This is a genomic window from Lichenihabitans sp. PAMC28606 (assembly GCF_020616535.1).
GTDB classification, from domain to species: domain Bacteria; phylum Pseudomonadota; class Alphaproteobacteria; order Rhizobiales; family Beijerinckiaceae; genus Lichenihabitans; species Lichenihabitans psoromatis.
In genome coordinates, this window is record NZ_CP085136.1 from 2,174,945 (window position 1) to 2,192,124 (window position 17,180).

Here is a 17,180-nt window from a genome sequence, read left to right on the forward strand (position 1 = left end):
GTGAGGTCAGCGCCCGACATCCACGAACGGCGCCCAGAACGCAACCGACTCGGCCATGCTGCTGACGACGGCGCGGTCGGCCGGCTCACGCTCCCGAAAGGCCAGTTCGAGACAGAGTTCGTTGTCGGTGCCCCCACCCGACCGCACGGCAGCGATCAGACGCTCCGGCGTGATCCTGCCGTCTCGATTATAAGCCTCCGTGAACGGCCAATGGCCGCCCTTGTTCGTGGAACTCTGCTTGATGTGGATGATGGGTGACTGAGTCGCGAAATCCTCGGCCCAGCGGTACGGGTCCGTATCGGACGGATCGGCCGATGAGATGTCGCCATGGTCGATATCGACCATCGGTTTCAGCGGGATCGGCAGCTTGGCCGCATCGATGTCGTCTTGCAGGCGTTGCGTCTCGGCCAGGGTATGACCGAATTCACGCGCGACCGACATTGGCTCCCAAAACAGGTAGGTCAGCCCGCGCCGAGCCGCATGCTCCGCCACCTGTCGCCAACAATCCAGCGCGGCATCCAGCACGAGTTTACGGCGTGCGACGTCGTCGAAATCGCGATAGGTCAGAATGGCATATTGAGTGCCGATGGCCGGGCAACCGAGATCGGCTGCGATATCGGCCAGTTGCTTGAACCAATCGACGTAATAGGCGCGCACGTCGGCATCGGGATGCCCGAAATGGTTCAAGCGCCCATAAGGGCCCGTCATCATCGACGTGATGTGCAGCCGCTCGGCCGCGCAAGCCTTTGCCATCCGGGCCGTCAGCCTTGCGATCAGCGCAGCCGGCCAACTCGGATTGATGAACTCATGCGTGAGTTGCACGGAGCCGATCCCGACGTCGCGCGCCAGAACCGCGACGAGATCCTCCGGTTCGGCAAAGCGATTGACGAAGGGATTGGTGCTAAGCGAGAGTCTGAACGTGATGGGCCTATCCTCCGGACGGGCTCTCTCACGGAGCCTCATCAATCCTATCGATCATGGTTTCGCGTGAAAATTCTTGCAAGCCTTGCAATATTTTCACAAACCTCTCGGACGTGCAAATGGCTTGTATTCGGTCGCAAACAGCCACACGTCAGGCACACGACAACGATGCGAACCGCTAAGGGAGTCGAAGATGAAGCTTGTGATCGGGGCGGACAGCGCCGGACATCCTCTGCTCGAGGTGATTGCCAAACATCTTGCTACAAAACCGGATCTGCAGGTCACCGATTATTCGGTTTCGAAGGAAAATGCGCCGGAGTTCTATGCCCATACGGCTGAACGGGCGGCCTTGGCGATCGCGGCCGGTACGTTCGATCGCGGTATTCTCTTTTGTGGCACCGGCATCGGCGTCAGCATTTCGGCCAACAAGGTTCCTGGCATCCGCGCCGCCTTGACCCATGACACCTACTCGGCGGAGCGGGCCGCGAAGAGCAACAATGCCCAGATCATCACGCTTGGCGCTCGGGTGGTCGGTCCGGAACTCGCGAAGGCCATCGTGGATAGTTGGCTCGCTTCAGACTTCGACGCTCAGGGGTCGTCCGCCGGCAACGTCGCGGCCATCGATGGTCTCGATCACAAATACTCCAAAGCTACCGGCTAATGCCGGTGTGACCATCCGCAACGCCGACCAGTGACGGCGGCGTTGCGGGTGACGAACCGCGTCGGCGGACGGTAATTAATTAACATGGATCAAGTCATAATTTTGCCGGGCGGAATAACGTCGGCCGTTGTCTGTTGCCGTAGCATTGCCGTGAACGGGTCGGTTGCACAGGATGGTGGTCAAGCGAATTCAGGGGCGCCCTGTGCGGGGCGAAGGGGATGTTGGCCGAGGCAAGCTAATCGAAGCTGCCCGGTCGCTTCTTAGAGCACCGAGCGCCACAGATATATCCCGCAAAGCGGTGGCTGAAGCGGCTGGCGTCACGCCGGCTCTCGTCAGCTATTACTTCCGCGACAAGGAAAGCCTGCTGGCGGCCGCCACTCAACCGGTGATCGACGCGCGGGTTTCGCAACTCAAAACCATTATGGCGACGGCGAGCGACGCGACCACCACGCTGCGAGCCCTCGTGATCCTCTTCATCGACAGCAATCGACAAGATCATCAAATTATCGAACACCATCTGCGGACGTCGTGGAACCGGAACGACGCGTCCCTGAGAAGCGACGCGACGGTCGCGGCTTACGATTCCATAGTCCGGTTTTTCGACGACGGTGCCGACGCAGGCGCATGGAGCCGTTTTGACGTCCGGTTCTTCATCATCGCTCTCTGGGGCTTGTGTCGTGGCGCCGCTCAAACCCTGGGACCAGGGGAGCCGATCTCCGCGCTTGCCATGGAAGAACGGGCAGACTTCGTCATGAACTTGGTTCTGCATGGCATTACGTCGTCAGGATCAAATCCTATTGCAAAGCCTAAAGCCGATTAGTACAATTTTACCTATTCGATACGTAACAATACTGTTGCTTTCTTTTTTATCCGGTTGCGCGTCTACCTACATTGAAGTTAAGTCTCTGCTGGATTGACGGTTCTTTAATGCGGCGGTGTGGTTTAAATGTGTGCCAAAACTGTACTTGTACTCGAGCCAGACGCCACCGTGTTGAATGCTGTCGCGGCATGTCTGTCGAGTGCTGGATATGGCATGACGATACTCGACACGGCCGAAGCCTTGCTTGATTTCCTCTGGGAACAAGGCGACGATGTCGAGATGATCTGCATCGCTGCCCACGCGGTTCCGACGAGTGAACTGGACCCGCTCATCGCGATCGTGGCTGACGACTGGCCGACGATCCGGCTGATCGTCACGGGGTCGGCGATGCAGCAGCAGTCGCCGTCCGACCGGATCGAGATCTACTCTGGCCCGATGTCCGAGAGCTTGATGACTGAAATACTTTCGCGCCTGGACAAAGACTGACCGCAGACGCGTTGGTTAACGAGAGCCCGTCTGGTCCGTTCGACCGACGATCGAGCTTAAAACCGCCACCGCTGGGCGTTGGAGACGAGAAAGTCGCGGAACACCTGGACCCGCGCGACACTTTTAAGCTCCTCCGGGTAAACGAAGAAGCAATCGAGTTCCGGCATTTCGGCATGTTGGAGAAGTTGCACGACGCCGCTCTCGGGCTCGACCGCATAATCGGGCAGCACACCGATGCCAGCGCCGCTCTGCACTGCCGTCCGCAGCGCCACCATATTATTGACCGTGAGGGCGGAGCTTCGCGATCCCTTTGCATCGCGGCCGACGATCTGAAGTGAATTCAACATCGGGGTCAGATAATTCGCCGTGCCGCCGCTATATTCGATCAAACGATGCTTATCGAGATCATCGGTGGATTTCGGCTGGCCGTGGCGCTTGAGGTAGCTGGTCGACGCATAGGCGTGATAGCGCACCGTAAACAGCCGCCTCCGGATAAGATCGGGCTGGAGCGGCTCGCGAAGGCGCAACCCGACGTCGGCCTCCCGCATGCCGAGGTCCAATTCCTCGTCCGTGATGATGAGCTGGACGCGGATGTCGGGGTAGAGTTCAAGAAAGTCGCCGAGGCGCGGCGTCAACCAGAACGTGCCGAGCGCATAATTCGTGGTGATCCGAAGCTCGCCATTGGGCTTTTCCCGGCTGTCGGTCAGCCGCGTCTTCACGACGTCGAGCTTCAGCATGACGTCCTGGACGGTTCGGAGCAGCAATTCGCCCTGCTCGGTGAGGATCAAACCGCGCGCATGGCGATGGAACAGCGGAACCTCGAGATCCTGTTCCAAGGCGCTGATCTGACGGCTCACCGCCGATTGGCTGAGATTTAGGCTTTGGCCGGCATGCGTGAAGGAGCCCGCCTCCGCTGCAGCCTGAAAGACACGCAATCTATCCCAATCCACGGCTCACTCCTTCGGCGAGCATCTCGCGCTGCCCTGCGCTCGATCGACCATCGATGGAAGCGCCCGCGACGCGATATGCATCAAGCGCATCACAGACACGTTATATCGATGATTATGGATCGGTCGAGCCGGCGTTCCGGCTCATTTCAATCCCAAGCGCCGATCATCTGCTCTTCACGCCGTTCCTCGGCGCGTTCGTCCGGATCATGCGAATGCTCGGCCAGAAACTTTTCCGCTTCCAAAGCCGCCATGCACCCCATGCCGGCCGCCGTGACGGCTTGGCGGTAGATGCGATCCTTCACATCGCCGGCCGCGAACACACCAAGAATGGACGTTGCGGTCGAATCGGGTTTGGTCAGGATGTATCCGTCAGGATCGGTCGGCACTTTGCCGACGAAGACGGATGTAGCCGGCGCATGACCGATGGCCACGAATACGCCGTCGATGGCCCGATGGTCTGCCGCGCCCGTGCGAACATCCCGCAACTTGATCCCGGTCACGCGGCTCGGTACGCCATCCCCGACGATCTCGTCGACAACCGTGTGCCAGAGCACCTCGATCTTCGGGTTGGCGAAGAGGCGATCCTGCATGACCTTCTCGGCCCGGAAGGTGTCGCGTCGATGCACCATCGTGACCTTGCGGACGTGGCGGGTCAGATACAGCGCATCTTCGACCGCCGTATTGCCGCCGCCGACCACCACCACATCCTTGTTCTTGAAGAAAGCGGCATCGCAAACCGCGCAGCCGCTCACCCCTTGCCCGAGGAAGGCTTGTTCGGACGGCAGCCCCAGCCACTTGGCCTGAGCCCCGGTCGCGATAATGACGGTGTCGGCCACATAGGTGTCGCCGGCGTCCGACTGACAGACGAAGGGCCGCTTGGAGAAGTCGACCTCTGAGATGAGATCATAGACGAGCTTGGCGCCGGTATGCGCGGCCTGCGCCTGCATCTTGTCCATCAGGTCGGGTCCGAGAATCGAGGTCTCACCCGGCCAATTCTCGACATCGCTCGTGATAGTCAATTGTCCGCCGGGCTGGAGGCCCTGCACGACGATGGGCTCGAGGTTGGCGCGGGCCGCATAGATCGCGGCCGTATAGCCGGCCGGACCGGCCCCGATGATCAGGGCCTTGGTTTTGAATGTGGTTGCCATAGTCGGAACATTTCCGCGCCTCAACTCAGCGTGAGCAACGAGGCTTTGTCTAAAATGACGGGATCTCTGGCATTTTTAATAAGAAGGCGCGGGCGGTCGCGCAAGCATGCTGTCTCGCCGACCCGAGCCACCGCGCATCAGGGCACTGTCGAGGCTTCGCCGCCTCGCGCGCGAAAATCGATGAAACTGGTCGCGATTGCGCGGGCGATCACCGGCGTCGCATCAATGGGCGTATAGGCAAACTTCTCGAGCTTGCCGCCCCAGCGCCGCGCCGCGCCGACCTCAATCAAGCGATCCACGAAGGCCGTGATCTTGCGATGGCCGCCACCGACCTCGATGATATGGATCGGAGCGCCGGTCATGGCGGCCTCTCCGATCATGTTGACGCTGTCGCCGGTCACGACGATGGACGACGCGAGCGCCAGCATCGCCAGATAGGGATTCGAGCCCTCCCCGGTCCAGACGAAACAACGGCCGGATACATCCGGCTGGCTTGAGAGCGCCAGCAACGCGCGGATCAACGCCGATGGGGTTCGACGAGACGGCGAGATCATCAGGCCATGGCCGGCGTCCAGCACGGCCTTCGCCGCCGTCAGGACGCGGGCCACGTCGTCCGCGTCGAACCGATGGTGTTGGCTTGGGCCGCCGATCATCATCGCGACCCGGGGCTGCGGAAGGCCGGCCAGCCGCGCATCGGGTGACTGGCGGGCCACAGCCAGCGCCGCGGTGGTCAGCCGATGCGGCGATGTCAGCGTCACGATCACGTTGGCTCCCCGCAACGGGTCGTGTTCCGGCACCCAAATCACATCGGCGGCCGTGACGCCGATCCGCGGATCCTTCAGGAAGGCCGTGAAGGTCCGCCCGCGTGACGCCCGTTTCAGCGCTCGCAGCGCCGGTACGGCCCGACGCCCCGACGCAAGCGCGATATCCGGCAGATCACCGGCCAGGGGCCCACCGGGCCGGCCGACCGAGTCTCTCGGGTCGAGCGGGCCGCGAGGCGCCATCCACGACCAGGGTGGACGCGGGCGGACGATGCGCTGCTGTGGATCGAGACCGAGCGCAGCCGCGACACCGAGGCATTGTATGAGATCGCCGGCCTTGCCGTCGGTGACGATCCAGCAGCTCGTCGCGGGGGGGAGAAGCGAGCTTCGAAGATCGCGAGCGAGGTCCGCGTCCGCCACCGTCTAGAGGTTCATCTCGCGGCGCAGCCAGTAGGCGAACTGATAGGCGAGAGAATCGACCCGAATGGCGTCGATGCCTTCGGTGTAATAAGCGCCGCTGTAGCTCGGCGACAGGGTCGTCAGCACGTGCGTGGACGCGATCTCCCGTCCACCGCTCATCACGATGCCGTCGCCCTCGATGGTATCGTTGGGGCCGATCGCGTCGACTGTGTAGCCGCCCGCATAGGACGTGAGAGACATGTAGCGAATCCGAGCCACCAGGGTTGGCGCACGCGCATCCGCTGGTGTCAGCAGGTCGGCGAAGACTTTTCGCATTTGGCCGGGCAGCACCCGCTGTAAGGCGGCCGCCGATCCGCCGCCGCCATATTGCAGCAGCGGCGAGGTATCGACCCCGATCGCGCGGAATGCCGTTGCGGCTTGCGCCGATGCGGAACCCGCGACGGCAACGAGCGGCACCGCGACAACTGCGCCTAAGAAGCGGCGGCGATCCAGCATTGACATCTCCACACGCGAGGCCGCAACCAGCTTACTTGAAGGTCACCTTTAGGATTTCGTAGCTCTTGCCGCCGCCTGGCGTGTTGACCTCGACAGTGTCGCCCGGCTTCTTGCCGATCAGAGCACGCGCTGTGGGAGACGTGATCGAAACCTTGCCGCTCTTCACATCGGCTTCGTTCTCGCCGACGATCTGATAGACTTTCTCCTCGTCCGTATCTTCGTCCACCAGCGTCACCGTCGCGCCGAACATGACGCTCGAGCCGGAGAGTTTGGAAACGTCGATCACCTCGGCGCGCGACAAGCGGTCCTCGAGTTCGGCAATGCGCCCCTCGTTATGCGACTGCGCTTCCTTCGCGGCGTGATATTCGGCATTTTCTGAAAGGTCGCCGTGCGAGCGAGCTTCGGCGATCGCCTGAATGATGCGAGGCCGTTCTTCCTGCTGACGCATCTTCAATTCCGCTTCCAGCGCGGAATGGCCAAATGCGGTCATCGGCACTTTATCCATGAGCTTCGTCTCTTTCGGCATCACATCGAGGTCGGTGCAAACGCAACGCCTCGCGCTTTCGTTCAAGTCCCGCGACCGGTTGCGGCCGGGATGGATCCTCATCGGCGAAAATCGCTTCGCCGTCGTGGCCTGACAATAAGCCATCGCGGTCAAACCGTCATCAGCTTGACCGCGATTGATCAGGTCGATGGAGCGGCAGGTCGCCGTCCCATCATGTTTTAGTGGAAGTAATCCTGCAAGGCGCGGATCTGCAGATCACCGCCGCGATAGGCTTGGATCCCCTGCGTGGCCGCCACCGCGCCTGCTAGCGTCGTGTAATACGGCACTTTGTGAAGCAGCGCGGCCTGGCGGATCGAGCGCGAGTCGGACAGCGCCTGCGCGCCTTCGGTGGTGTTGATCACCAATTGAATTTCGCCATTTTTGATGAGGTCGACCACATGCGGCCGACCCTCTGACACCTTGTTGATCTTCTGCGCCGACAGCCCAGACGCCTGCAGCGCCCGCAGGGTGCCACCCGTCGCCTGGATCTTGAAGCCGAGATCGAGCAGCAATTCGATGCTGGCCATAATGCGTGGCTTGTCGCTGTCCTTTACCGACACGAAAACCGTACCGGCGGTCGGTACCTTGGTGCCCCCGCCGAGTTGGCTTTTCGCGAAGGCCACGGCGAACGAGCGAGCAAGCCCGATCACTTCGCCGGTCGACCGCATTTCCGGGCCGAGCACGGTATCGACGTTGGGAAAACGAGCGAAGGGGAAGACGGCTTCTTTCACGCCGACATGCTGTTCTTTGGCCCGCGAGCCGAGATCGAAGGATCCGAGCTTCTCGCCCGCCATCACGCGCGAGGCGATCTTGGCCAGCGGCAAGTTAATGACCTTGGAGACGAACGGCACGGTACGGGAGGCACGCGGGTTGACCTCGAGCACGTAGATCTCGCCGTCCTTGATCGCATATTGCACGTTCATCAAGCCGCCGACGTCGAGCGCCAGAGCGAGCTTCTTGGTCTGTGCCTCGATCTCGGCCATGACCTCCGGCGTCAGCGAGTGGGGCGGCAACGAGCAGGCCGAGTCGCCCGAATGGATACCCGCCTCCTCGATATGCTCCATGATGCCGGCCACGAACACCTCCGTGCCGTCGCAAAGCGCATCGACGTCGATCTCGGTCGCGTCCGACAGATAGCGGTCGAACAGCAGCGGATTGGTGCCCAGCACCGTGTTGATCTGACCGGTCTTGTCGTTCGGATAACGCGCCTTCACGTCGGACGGCACCAGCCCGGGTAATGTGCCGAGCAGATAATCGTCGAGTGCCTGCCCGTCCCGGATCACCGCCATGGCACGGCCGCCGAGCACATAGGAGGGTCGCACGACCAGCGGAAGGCCGAGGCTTGCGACGACGAGGCGCGATTGCTCGACCGAATAGGCAATGCCGTTCTTCGGCTGCTTCAATCCGAGCTTGTCGAGCAGCCGCTTGAAGCGGTCGCGATCCTCCGCGAGATCGATCGAATCGACAGAGGTGCCGAGCACCGGAATGCCGGCCTTCTCGAGCGCGGTCGCGAGCTTCAGCGGCGTCTGGCCGCCGAACTGCACGATGACGCCCTTCAGGGTTCCGTTTTCCTGTTCCTTGCGGAGGATCGCCAGCACGTCTTCGGCCGTCAGCGGCTCGAAATAGAGACGGTCGGAGGTGTCATAATCGGTCGACACGGTCTCCGGGTTGCAATTGATCATGATGGTTTCGTAGCCGGCGTCGCTCAATGCGAAACAGGCATGGCAGCAGCAATAGTCGAATTCGATCCCTTGACCGATCCGGTTCGGACCACCGCCCAGAATTACGATCTTGTCGCGATCGGTCGGGCGAGCCTCGTCGGCGGGAGCACCGGCGAGCACGCCATGGCTTCCGAAAGGAGCCGCATAGGTCGAATACATGTAGGCGGTCGGCGAGGCGAATTCGGCCGCGCAGGTGTCGATCCGCTTATAGACCGGCACGACGCCGAGCGCGTGTCGCAAGGTCGCGATCTCTGTTTCGGCCATGCCCGATAGCGCGGCCAGCCGCGAATCGGCAAAGCCGGCCGCCTTGAGGCTTCGCAGGTTGCCGGCGGTCTTCGGCACCCCGAAGCGACGGACCTTGGTTTCAAGATCGACGATCTCCTGCAACCGCTCGATGAACCAGCGATCGATCCGGCAAACCTCGTAGATATCGTCGTGGCTCATGCCGTGACGGAGCGCCTGCGCGACATTGAGCAGCCGATCGGGGGTCGGGCGGCCGAGCGCGGCCCGCAGTGTCGCCCGATCGTCGCCCCGTCCGAGGCCTTCGATCTCGATCTCGTCGAGACCCGACAAGCCGGTTTCGAGCGAGCGAAACGCCTTTTGCAAGCTTTCGGCAAAGGTCCGGCCGATTGCCATCGCTTCGCCGACCGACTTCATCGAGGTCGTAAGGATCGGGTCGGCGCCCGGAAATTTCTCAAATGCGAACCGCGGGATTTTCGTGACCACATAGTCGATCGTGGGTTCGAACGAGGCCGGCGTGGCGCCGCCCGTAATGTCGTTGGCGATCTCGTCGAGCGTGTAGCCGACCGCGAGTTTTGCGGCCACGCGGGCGATCGGGAAGCCGGTCGCTTTCGACGCCAAGGCGGAGGACCGCGACACGCGAGGATTCATCTCGATCACGATCATGCGCCCGTTCTCGGGGTTGATCGCGAATTGCACGTTGGAGCCGCCGGTTTCGACGCCGATCTCACGCAGGACCGCGAGACTCGCGTCCCGCATGATCTGATATTCCTTGTCGGTCAGCGTCAGAGCCGGCGCGACCGTGATGCTGTCGCCCGTATGGACGCCCATCGGATCGATATTTTCGATCGAGCAGACGATGATGCAATTGTCCGCCTTGTCGCGGACCACCTCCATCTCGAACTCCTTCCAGCCCAGCACGCTTTCCTCGACCAACACGTTGCTGGTCGGGGAGGCATCGATGCCGCGCTCGATGATGTCGATGAATTCGGCCTTGTTGTAGGCGATGCCGCCGCCGGTGCCGCCCATCGTGAAGGACGGCCGGATGATGGCCGGCAGGCCGATGTCGTCGATGATCGCCAAGGCTTCGGACAAGGAGCTGATCTGATGCGAGCGGGGCGTATCGAGGCCGATTTTCGTCATCGCGTCGCGGAATAATTCGCGATCTTCGGCCTTGTCGATCGCGGCCGCCGTGGCGCCGATCAATTCGACATCATGCTCAGCCAAGGTGCCCATCTTTTCGAGCGCCAGCGCGCAATTCAGCGCCGTCTGGCCGCCCATCGTCGGCAGGAGCGCGAAGCCGCCCGGCACGGCGTGCCGCTCCAACGCGATGATCTGAGCCACGATATCGGGCGTGATCGGCTCGACATAGGTGCGATCGGCCATGTCCGGATCGGTCATGATCGTGGCCGGGTTCGAATTGACCAGGACGATCCGATAGCCTTCCTCGCGCAGAGCCTTGCAGGCCTGGGTCCCGGAATAATCAAATTCACACGCTTGCCCGATAACAATCGGACCGGCGCCGATGATCATGACTGTCGATATATCGGTCCGTTTCGGCATCATGTCCCCAGGGCGGCAAGGGCCGCAATTGCGCGTCGGCCGCGATCAAACACGCGTCGTTCTAAGCGGGGGCGGAACGGCTGGCGATGAAAACGGCTGTTTTTTCTTAGCTCCGGACATGAGTCCGGCCGGCGCGTGTCAGTAGACGGAAAGTGACCACTTGGAAAGCGCGCTCGCGCGGGGTCGGCGCCTCGACACATAAATGCCCGGCACGGGAGGCCGGGCATTCGGTTCAATGACGCGTCAGATCAGTCAGGCGGCAGATCACATGGGCGGAACGATACCGTCCTTGCCGACTGCCATGAAGCCCTTGTCGAACGTATCCGGCGCAGTGCCCGGAGCCGCCGCCATGAACACGGCCGCCCCCGCCTTCACGTCCGCCGCCGTTGCGCCCACGATCGTCACGATCGGAACATTCGGCGGGATCGTCACTTTCTTCTCGCCACCCTTGTACGACAGCGTCACGGTCTGGCCGTCCACACCCTGAACGGGGTTGCTGACGGTGGCATTGGTCATCTGGCTGTTGGGCTTCAGATCCCACCCGTAATCGCCCTCACCGGTGCCGCGCATCGCGTCCGGAAACACCACGACTTCGAGAGCCTTGGCGCCATCCGGCCCGACCGTGTTGGCGGTGCCGATGAAGGTACCTTGCTTGATGTCGGCCAGCGACGCCTTGACGACCCCGGCCACTTTCCAATTGTCGCCGAGCGTGAGCGTCACGTCTTTGCCTTCGCGGGTCTTGATCGTCACCTTCGCGCCATCGACGGACGCAACCGTGCCGCGAACGTGGACCGGGTCGGCCGCGAATGCGCTGACGCCGGAGAGAAGCAGGAGCGCGCCGGCGGCCGCCGCGACTGTTGAGTGTGAAAACGTCATGGGATGATCTTTCATTGGCAGAACCCCGGGCCTGCCGTCCGCTCGGTCGCGGGGCAAGCAACGGGTATGCGCGTTGGATCGGAGCAGGCCGAACGAGCCCGGCTGCTGAACGAGAACCGCTCGGTCATTCATACGAACGCCGAAGGACGATGATTACGTCGCCTTAAAACGAAAAAGAGCCGAACAATCGTTCGGCTCTGATCCCCTCCTGACACATCGACCGATCCGTCGGATCAGTGACCCAGCGGCTCGTCGTCGACTTCTTCGATCTCGGCTTCGACAAGACAGAACGCCGGAACGGTGCCGGTCTTGATGTCGTCGCTCATCTCGCCGTACCAGAGAACCTGGACGCCTTCGGCGCCCTCTCCCGTCACGATCATGGCCGGGCCACCGGCCTTGAGTTGAACGATATCGCCCTTTTTGAAGTCCATAGCAGATCCTCCGCATGGGGTGACGCCGCCCCGGTTGGGTTGGCGCGCGCGGCGTCTAACACGACCCAACGCCGAAGCCTAATCCCCATCGTGACATATAGCTAACGCCGTCCACCGGTCACGGCCACTCGACGCGAGGAGGCAGCGACGACAAGATCGATTCGACGTTGCCTCCCGTTTTCAAGCCGAAGATCGTGCCGCGATCATAAAGCAGGTTGAATTCGACATAACGCCCGCGTCGAACGAGTTGCTCGCGCTCGTTGTCGCTCGTCCATCCCGTTCCAAGGTTCCGCATGACGAGTTTTGGATAGATATCGAGAAACGCCTCCCCCACCGCTTTCGTGAAGGCAAGATGCGGGTCGAAAGCATCTCCCGAGAGATAATCGTAAAAAATACCACCGATGCCGCGCGGCTCGTTCCGGTGCTTCAAGTGGAAATAGTCGTCGCACCACGTCTTGAACTTGTCGTAGGGCGCGACCGCCGCGTGATCCGCACAGGCTTGTCGAAAGGCGGTGTGAAAATCCTGGGTATCCGGATCGTCCTGCCGGCGTCGCTTGTCCAGCACGGGCGTCAGGTCGGCTCCACCGCCGAACCACGATTGCGTCGTGACCACGAAGCGGGTGTTCATATGAACGGCCGGAACGTTCGGGTTCCAGGGATGGGCAATCAGCGAGATGCCGGACGCCCAGAAGCGCGGGTCGGCTGCGGCGCCCGGGATCGTGGCGGCAAATTCCGGCGCAAAGGTGCCGAAGACGGTCGAGGAGTGAATGCCGGCCTTCTCAAACACCCGCCCCTTCAGCATGGCCATCTTGCCGCCGCCGCCGGGTGCACCGGTATGATCGCTGCGCGACCACGCCTTCCGGTCAAACCGTCCCGGCTCCGCTTGCGCCAGCGGGTGGCGGGGGCCGTCGGCTGCGTCTTCCAGCGCCTCGAAGGCGGCCACCAACCGGTTCTGTAACGTCTCGAACCATGCGCGCGCCGTCGCCTGTTGGCTGCTGGTTCGATCGGCAGCCGCACTCTCCGGATCCGCCATACTGTCGGAGCTTTCATCGACGTCGATCCGGTTCACACCAACCTCCCTCTGGTTTGCCGAAGCGCTTCCCCGAGCACCATCGCGGCCGTGACGGCGACGTTAAGTGACCGCATCCCAGGCCGCATCGCGACACGCAACCGCGCATCCGCCGCCGCATGAACCGTGTCGGGCACACCCGCCGATTCACGCCCCACCATCACCATGTCGTCCGGCGCAAAATCAAAATCGAGATAATCCGTCTCACCGAGGGTCGTGAGAAGCACAAGCCGCCGCGACTTCTTCGCAACGTCGGTTCGCATGGCCTGAAAAGCCGCGAAGGACGCGTAATGCGTCAGGCCGAGAGTATCGAGATAATCCATGCCGGCCCGCCGGAAGTGCCGGTTCGACACCGGAAAACCGGCTGGTTCGATCAGCCCGGCCTCGATATCGAGGCACGCGCACAGGCGCAACATCGTACCGGCATTCTGCGGGATATCAGGCTGAAAGAGTACCAGTTGCAACATCGACCGGCCCATACGCCGTTGGCAGGAGATCGCCAAGTTCTTTCACGGGAGCGTCGACCGTCCTCACACCACTCTGGACACGAGTTTCGAACGATGCCAAAAAACAAAGGCGTCCACGTTCTGTCGCCTCAGGCGTCTCGGCCGCATTGCGCTGTTCACGCGGCGGATTTAAGACAACGAGCATAAAAATAATTTCAAGGTGAGGATCGGGCGAGAGTCGCCGAACGCGGCCCCCTTGTCAGGAATGGAGCAGGTTTTGACTTCTGCGACGATTGCGCCCGGAACCCCGACCCGCCGAGACTTCCTCTTCATCGCGACCGGTGCCGTGGGCGCGGTCGGGCTCGGCGCGGTCGTTTGGCCGCTGATCAACCAGATGAATCCCGACGCCTCGACGCTGGCTCTCGCGTCGACCGAGGTCGATATCGGCAAGGTCGATGTCGGCCAGATCCTCACCGTCAAATGGCGTGGCAGCCCGGTTTTCGTTCGGCACCGTAATCCGAAGGAGATCGCGGATGCCGAAAATACGCCGATCAGCGATCTGATCGACCCGCAGACCGATCAGGAGCGCGTGCAAAAGCCCGAATGGCTCGTGGTCGTCGGCGTGTGCACGCATCTCGGCTGCGTGCCGACCGGTCACGAAGGCCCCTACGAAGGTTGGCTCTGCCACTGCCACGGGTCCGTCTACGATACATCTGGGCGCGTGCGACACGGGCCGGCCCCCAAAAATCTGGCGGTGCCGAGCTACGCCTTCCTGACCCCGACCAAACTAAAAATCGGCTGAGAGCCGCCCATTCGCCGCAAGACCGCGCTCCGTTGAAAGAAGACCAGATATGAGCGGACCTTCGACTTACGTTCCACAAAACGCGTTCCTGCGGTGGTTTGAAAGCCGTCTGCCGATCATCGGCCTCGTCCATTCGTCTTTCATTGCGTTTCCGAACCCGAGAAACCTGAATTATTTCTGGACGTTCGGCGGAATGTTGGCCTTCATGCTGATCGCCCAGATCGTGACGGGCGTCACGCTGGCCATGCATTACACGCCCGAGTCGACCCTCGCTTTCGCATCCGTCGAGCACATCATGCGCGACGTGAATTTCGGGTGGCTGCTTCGCTACTTGCATGCGAACGGCGCCTCGATGTTCTTCATCGCGGTCTACATCCACATCGCACGCGGGCTGTATTACGGCTCCTACAAGGCTCCGCGCGAAATCCTTTGGATCCTCGGCGTCATCATCTTCCTGCTGATGATGGCGACCGCTTTCATGGGCTACGTGCTGCCCTGGGGCCAGATGAGCTTTTGGGGCGCGAAGGTCATCACCAGCCTGTTTTCCGCTATTCCGCTCGTCGGCGATTCGATCACAACCTGGCTTTGGGGTGACTATTCGGTCGGCAATGCCACGTTGAACCGGTTCTTCTCGCTGCATTACCTGTTGCCGTTCATGATCCTCGGCGTCGTGGTGCTGCATATCTGGGCGCTCCACGTTCCGGGATCGAATAATCCGGTCGGCGTCGAGGTGAAGAGCCAGAAGGACACATTGCCGTTCCATCCGTATTTCACAGTCAAGGACGGCTTTGCGCTGGCCTGCTTCCTGCTTTTTTACTGCTACTTCGTGTTCTACGTGCCGAACTATCTCGGCCACGCCGATAATTACATCGAAGCCAATCCGCTGGTGACGCCAGCCCATATCGTGCCGGAATGGTACTTCCTGCCCTATTACGCGATGCTGCGAGCCGTTCCGTCCAAGCTCGGCGGTGTTTGCGCCCTGTTCGGCTCGATTCTCCTCCTCGCTTTCCTCCCCTGGCTCGACACATCGCGGGTCCGGTCGGCCAATTTTCGCCCGCTCTACCGCGGCTTCCTGTTCATGTTTTTCCTGACCGTGATCGGCCTCGGCTATTGCGGGTCGCAAGAGCCGGTCGGCGCGGTCGTGATCTGGTCGCAGATCCTGACCGCCTATTACTTCATCCACATTCTCGTCATCTTGCCGGTGCTCGGCCTGTTCGAAACACCTCGAAAATTGCCGACATCGATCACCGAGGCGGTCTTGGGACCACGAGGGTCGTCGGCCGCGATGATGGGTGCTCAAACAACCGCCGGCCCACCCACCAAGGGATGACCGATCCCCTTCGATCGAGACGCGACGTGGTCCGAACCGGAATTCAACGATGATCTTCAAAACGCCTCTGCTTCTCAGGACGGCCGTATTGGCGGGGCTTTTGGTCGGCGCCCTGCCGGCTCTCGCCCAGGAAGCCGAAACCCCGACGCCGGCCAAACAATCCTGGTCATTCGGCGGTCCGTTCGGGAAATTCGATCCCGCGCAGTTGCAGCGCGGTTACCAGGTTTATCGCGAGGTCTGCTCGAACTGCCATTCGATGCATTACATGTCGTTTCGCAACCTGTCCCAGCCCGGCGGGCCCGCTTTTTCCGACAGTCAGGTGAAGGCCCTTGCGTCGACCTTCAAGGTTCAGGACGGCCCGAACGACGCCGGCGATATGTTCGATCGTCCCGGCCGCCCGTCGGATCCGTTTCCGTTGCCGTTTCCCAACGAGCAGGCGGCCCGTGCAGCAAACGGCGGAGCCTTACCGCCGGACATGTCGGTGCTGGCAAAGGCACGCGAAACGTCACAAGGCTGGTACGGCTTTCTGTTGACGCCTTTCACCCAGTATCAGGAAGAAGGCGTCGACTATATCGTCGGCATTCTGAACGGGTATGACGAGCCGCCAAAAGACTATGTTCTGCCGGCCGGGAAATATTACAACACCTACTTCCCGAATCACGCCATCTCCATGCCCAAGCCACTCAGCGATGGTCAGGTGGATTACACCGACGGATCGCCGAAAACCGTCGCGCAATATTCGCACGATATGGCGGCCTTTCTCATGTGGACCGCGGAGCCCAAGCTCGATCAGCGGAAGTCGACGGGACTGACCGTGATCGTCTTCCTGGCGGTCTTCGCGGGCTTGCTCTATGCCATCAAGCGACGCATCTGGGCTGGGCTTCACGACGTGAGCGGCACGCCGATCGACCACCGCGCCTGACGCCTGACCCCTGGACTGCGGTCCGACAAGCCCCTGGGCTCGTCAAACGCAAAAGCCTCATCGAGAGCGATGAGGCTTTTTGTTGGATGGTCCTGGAAAGGTTTGAACGGTGAGCCGTTTATGGCGCATTGATACCCGCTCCCTGTATTCGCCATCGAACGTTCATCTGCCACAGCCTAGCTATGGTGGGTCAACAATCGATGGATACGTTCCGTGCCTGACGACATACAACAGCCCTCACATTCTAATCCGATGCCTTTGCGGCTCGACCCGACCTTCGTGGTGGGCATGGACCGAAACGGATCCTGGCTCGCCATTGAGACGCATGGGTGGGGCGGCGGCATCTTCCTCGATCGAGACGCGGCGACCCATTACGCGGAATTCGAAACCGGGCATCGCCCCGGATCGGTGCTCATTTCGACCGATCTCGTCCAACTGCGCTTCTGAGCGGAACGGCGAGAGCCGGGCGACCTCGCTCCGTCAAAAAAAAAACAAAAGCCTGATCTCGGTCGCAACCGAGATCAGGCTTTTTTTTTATAACAGCAATCCGCTCACGCCATCACAGGCCGTGAGC

The 17,180-nt window shown here is 61.4% G+C and carries 18 protein-coding genes; 7 read left to right on the forward strand and 11 right to left on the reverse strand.

The genetic code is table 11. From position 1 onward, the window contains the following. Window positions 1–6: 6 nt before the first annotated feature. The gene (locus tag LGH83_RS10300; protein WP_227401803.1) at window positions 7–924 is read right to left on the reverse strand and encodes a TIM barrel protein; all 918 of its coding nucleotides are present in this window, start codon (window positions 922–924) and stop codon (window positions 7–9) included. A gap of 190 nt (window positions 925–1,114) precedes the next feature. On the opposite strand from LGH83_RS10300, the gene LGH83_RS10305 reads away from it, so the two are divergent. The 3 genes from LGH83_RS10305 (at window position 1,115) to LGH83_RS10315 (ending at window position 2,888) form a co-directional block, all read left to right on the forward strand. After that, window positions 1,115–1,582 carry an RpiB/LacA/LacB family sugar-phosphate isomerase gene (locus tag LGH83_RS10305; RefSeq protein ID WP_227398610.1) on the forward strand — a complete coding sequence of 156 codons (468 nt, stop codon included), beginning with the start codon at window positions 1,115–1,117 and terminating at the stop codon, window positions 1,580–1,582. Between the two features lie 172 nt (window positions 1,583–1,754). Beyond that, window positions 1,755–2,402 carry a TetR/AcrR family transcriptional regulator gene (locus LGH83_RS10310; RefSeq protein ID WP_227398611.1) on the forward strand — a complete coding sequence of 216 codons (648 nt, stop codon included), beginning with the start codon at window positions 1,755–1,757 and terminating at the stop codon, window positions 2,400–2,402. 126 nt (window positions 2,403–2,528) lie between these two features. After that, window positions 2,529–2,888, forward strand: a complete 360-nt coding sequence (locus LGH83_RS10315) for a hypothetical protein (RefSeq protein WP_227398612.1) — start codon at window positions 2,529–2,531, stop codon at window positions 2,886–2,888. Window positions 2,889–2,944: 56 nt separating this feature from the next. Here LGH83_RS10315 and LGH83_RS10320 read toward each other — a convergent pair whose 3' ends face one another. The 10 genes from LGH83_RS10320 to LGH83_RS10365 form a co-directional block, all read right to left on the reverse strand. Continuing rightward, window positions 2,945–3,838 (reverse strand): LysR family transcriptional regulator, encoded by an 894-nt coding sequence (locus LGH83_RS10320; protein ID WP_131113353.1) that lies wholly within the window; start codon window positions 3,836–3,838, stop codon window positions 2,945–2,947. A gap of 146 nt (window positions 3,839–3,984) precedes the next feature. Continuing rightward, window positions 3,985–4,986 (reverse strand): thioredoxin-disulfide reductase, encoded by a 1,002-nt coding sequence (gene trxB, locus LGH83_RS10325; protein ID WP_227398613.1) that lies wholly within the window; start codon window positions 4,984–4,986, stop codon window positions 3,985–3,987. A 137-nt stretch (window positions 4,987–5,123) separates the two neighbouring features. After that, window positions 5,124–6,167: a mitochondrial fission ELM1 family protein gene (locus LGH83_RS10330; RefSeq protein ID WP_227398614.1), complete on the reverse strand. Its 1,044-nt coding sequence runs from the start codon at window positions 6,165–6,167 to the stop codon at window positions 5,124–5,126. 3 nt (window positions 6,168–6,170) lie between these two features. Next, complete coding sequence (locus LGH83_RS10335) at window positions 6,171–6,662, reverse strand: hypothetical protein (RefSeq protein ID WP_227398615.1); 492 nt, start codon at window positions 6,660–6,662, stop codon at window positions 6,171–6,173. 31 nt (window positions 6,663–6,693) lie between these two features. Beyond that, complete coding sequence (gene greA / locus LGH83_RS10340) at window positions 6,694–7,167, reverse strand: transcription elongation factor GreA (RefSeq protein WP_131113357.1); 474 nt, start codon at window positions 7,165–7,167, stop codon at window positions 6,694–6,696. A gap of 218 nt (window positions 7,168–7,385) precedes the next feature. Next, a complete protein-coding gene (gene carB / locus LGH83_RS10345) occupies window positions 7,386–10,730 on the reverse strand; it encodes a carbamoyl-phosphate synthase large subunit (RefSeq protein ID WP_227401804.1) in 3,345 nt (1,114 codons plus the stop codon). A gap of 264 nt (window positions 10,731–10,994) precedes the next feature. Continuing rightward, the gene (locus LGH83_RS10350; RefSeq protein ID WP_227398616.1) at window positions 10,995–11,606 is read right to left on the reverse strand and encodes a hypothetical protein; all 612 of its coding nucleotides are present in this window, start codon (window positions 11,604–11,606) and stop codon (window positions 10,995–10,997) included. Between the two features lie 233 nt (window positions 11,607–11,839). Beyond that, window positions 11,840–12,037 (reverse strand): DUF2158 domain-containing protein, encoded by a 198-nt coding sequence (locus LGH83_RS10355; protein WP_131113359.1) that lies wholly within the window; start codon window positions 12,035–12,037, stop codon window positions 11,840–11,842. Between the two features lie 118 nt (window positions 12,038–12,155). Further along, the gene (gene hemF, locus LGH83_RS10360; RefSeq protein WP_227401805.1) at window positions 12,156–13,070 is read right to left on the reverse strand and encodes an oxygen-dependent coproporphyrinogen oxidase; all 915 of its coding nucleotides are present in this window, start codon (window positions 13,068–13,070) and stop codon (window positions 12,156–12,158) included. Between the two features lie 32 nt (window positions 13,071–13,102). Further along, a complete protein-coding gene (locus LGH83_RS10365) occupies window positions 13,103–13,573 on the reverse strand; it encodes a tRNA (cytidine(34)-2'-O)-methyltransferase (RefSeq protein ID WP_227398617.1) in 471 nt (156 codons plus the stop codon). Between the two features lie 256 nt (window positions 13,574–13,829). Here LGH83_RS10365 and petA point away from each other — a divergent pair, with 256 nt between their 5' ends. The 4 genes from petA (at window position 13,830) to LGH83_RS10385 (ending at window position 17,053) form a co-directional block, all read left to right on the forward strand. Then, entirely contained in the window at window positions 13,830–14,354 is a 525-nt protein-coding gene (gene petA, locus LGH83_RS10370) for a ubiquinol-cytochrome c reductase iron-sulfur subunit (protein ID WP_413771034.1), read from the forward strand. 49 nt (window positions 14,355–14,403) lie between these two features. Then, the gene (locus tag LGH83_RS10375; RefSeq protein WP_131196565.1) at window positions 14,404–15,684 is read left to right on the forward strand and encodes a cytochrome b; all 1,281 of its coding nucleotides are present in this window, start codon (window positions 14,404–14,406) and stop codon (window positions 15,682–15,684) included. A 49-nt stretch (window positions 15,685–15,733) separates the two neighbouring features. Further along, a complete protein-coding gene (locus LGH83_RS10380) occupies window positions 15,734–16,606 on the forward strand; it encodes a cytochrome c1 (protein ID WP_227398618.1) in 873 nt (290 codons plus the stop codon). Between the two features lie 213 nt (window positions 16,607–16,819). Further along, window positions 16,820–17,053 (forward strand): hypothetical protein, encoded by a 234-nt coding sequence (locus LGH83_RS10385; RefSeq protein WP_227398619.1) that lies wholly within the window; start codon window positions 16,820–16,822, stop codon window positions 17,051–17,053. Window positions 17,054–17,180 lie beyond the last annotated feature (127 nt).

Coding starts and splice junctions, on each gene's coding strand:
- LGH83_RS10375 (WP_131196565.1), top strand. CDS start 14,404: ATGAGCGGACCTTCGACTTACGTTCCACAAAACGCGTTCCTGCGGTGG.
- LGH83_RS10355 (WP_131113359.1), bottom strand. CDS start 12,037: ATGGACTTCAAAAAGGGCGATATCGTTCAACTCAAGGCCGGTGGCCCG.
- LGH83_RS10380 (WP_227398618.1), top strand. CDS start 15,734: ATGATCTTCAAAACGCCTCTGCTTCTCAGGACGGCCGTATTGGCGGGG.
- LGH83_RS10335 (WP_227398615.1), bottom strand. CDS start 6,662: ATGCTGGATCGCCGCCGCTTCTTAGGCGCAGTTGTCGCGGTGCCGCTC.
- trxB (WP_227398613.1), bottom strand. CDS start 4,986: ATGGCAACCACATTCAAAACCAAGGCCCTGATCATCGGGGCCGGTCCG.
- greA (WP_131113357.1), bottom strand. CDS start 7,167: ATGGATAAAGTGCCGATGACCGCATTTGGCCATTCCGCGCTGGAAGCG.
- LGH83_RS10315 (WP_227398612.1), top strand. CDS start 2,529: ATGTGTGCCAAAACTGTACTTGTACTCGAGCCAGACGCCACCGTGTTG.
- LGH83_RS10350 (WP_227398616.1), bottom strand. CDS start 11,606: ATGACGTTTTCACACTCAACAGTCGCGGCGGCCGCCGGCGCGCTCCTG.
- carB (WP_227401804.1), bottom strand. CDS start 10,730: ATGCCGAAACGGACCGATATATCGACAGTCATGATCATCGGCGCCGGT.
- LGH83_RS10365 (WP_227398617.1), bottom strand. CDS start 13,573: ATGTTGCAACTGGTACTCTTTCAGCCTGATATCCCGCAGAATGCCGGT.
- LGH83_RS10310 (WP_227398611.1), top strand. CDS start 1,755: ATGGTGGTCAAGCGAATTCAGGGGCGCCCTGTGCGGGGCGAAGGGGAT.
- hemF (WP_227401805.1), bottom strand. CDS start 13,070: ATGGCGGATCCGGAGAGTGCGGCTGCCGATCGAACCAGCAGCCAACAG.
- LGH83_RS10305 (WP_227398610.1), top strand. CDS start 1,115: ATGAAGCTTGTGATCGGGGCGGACAGCGCCGGACATCCTCTGCTCGAG.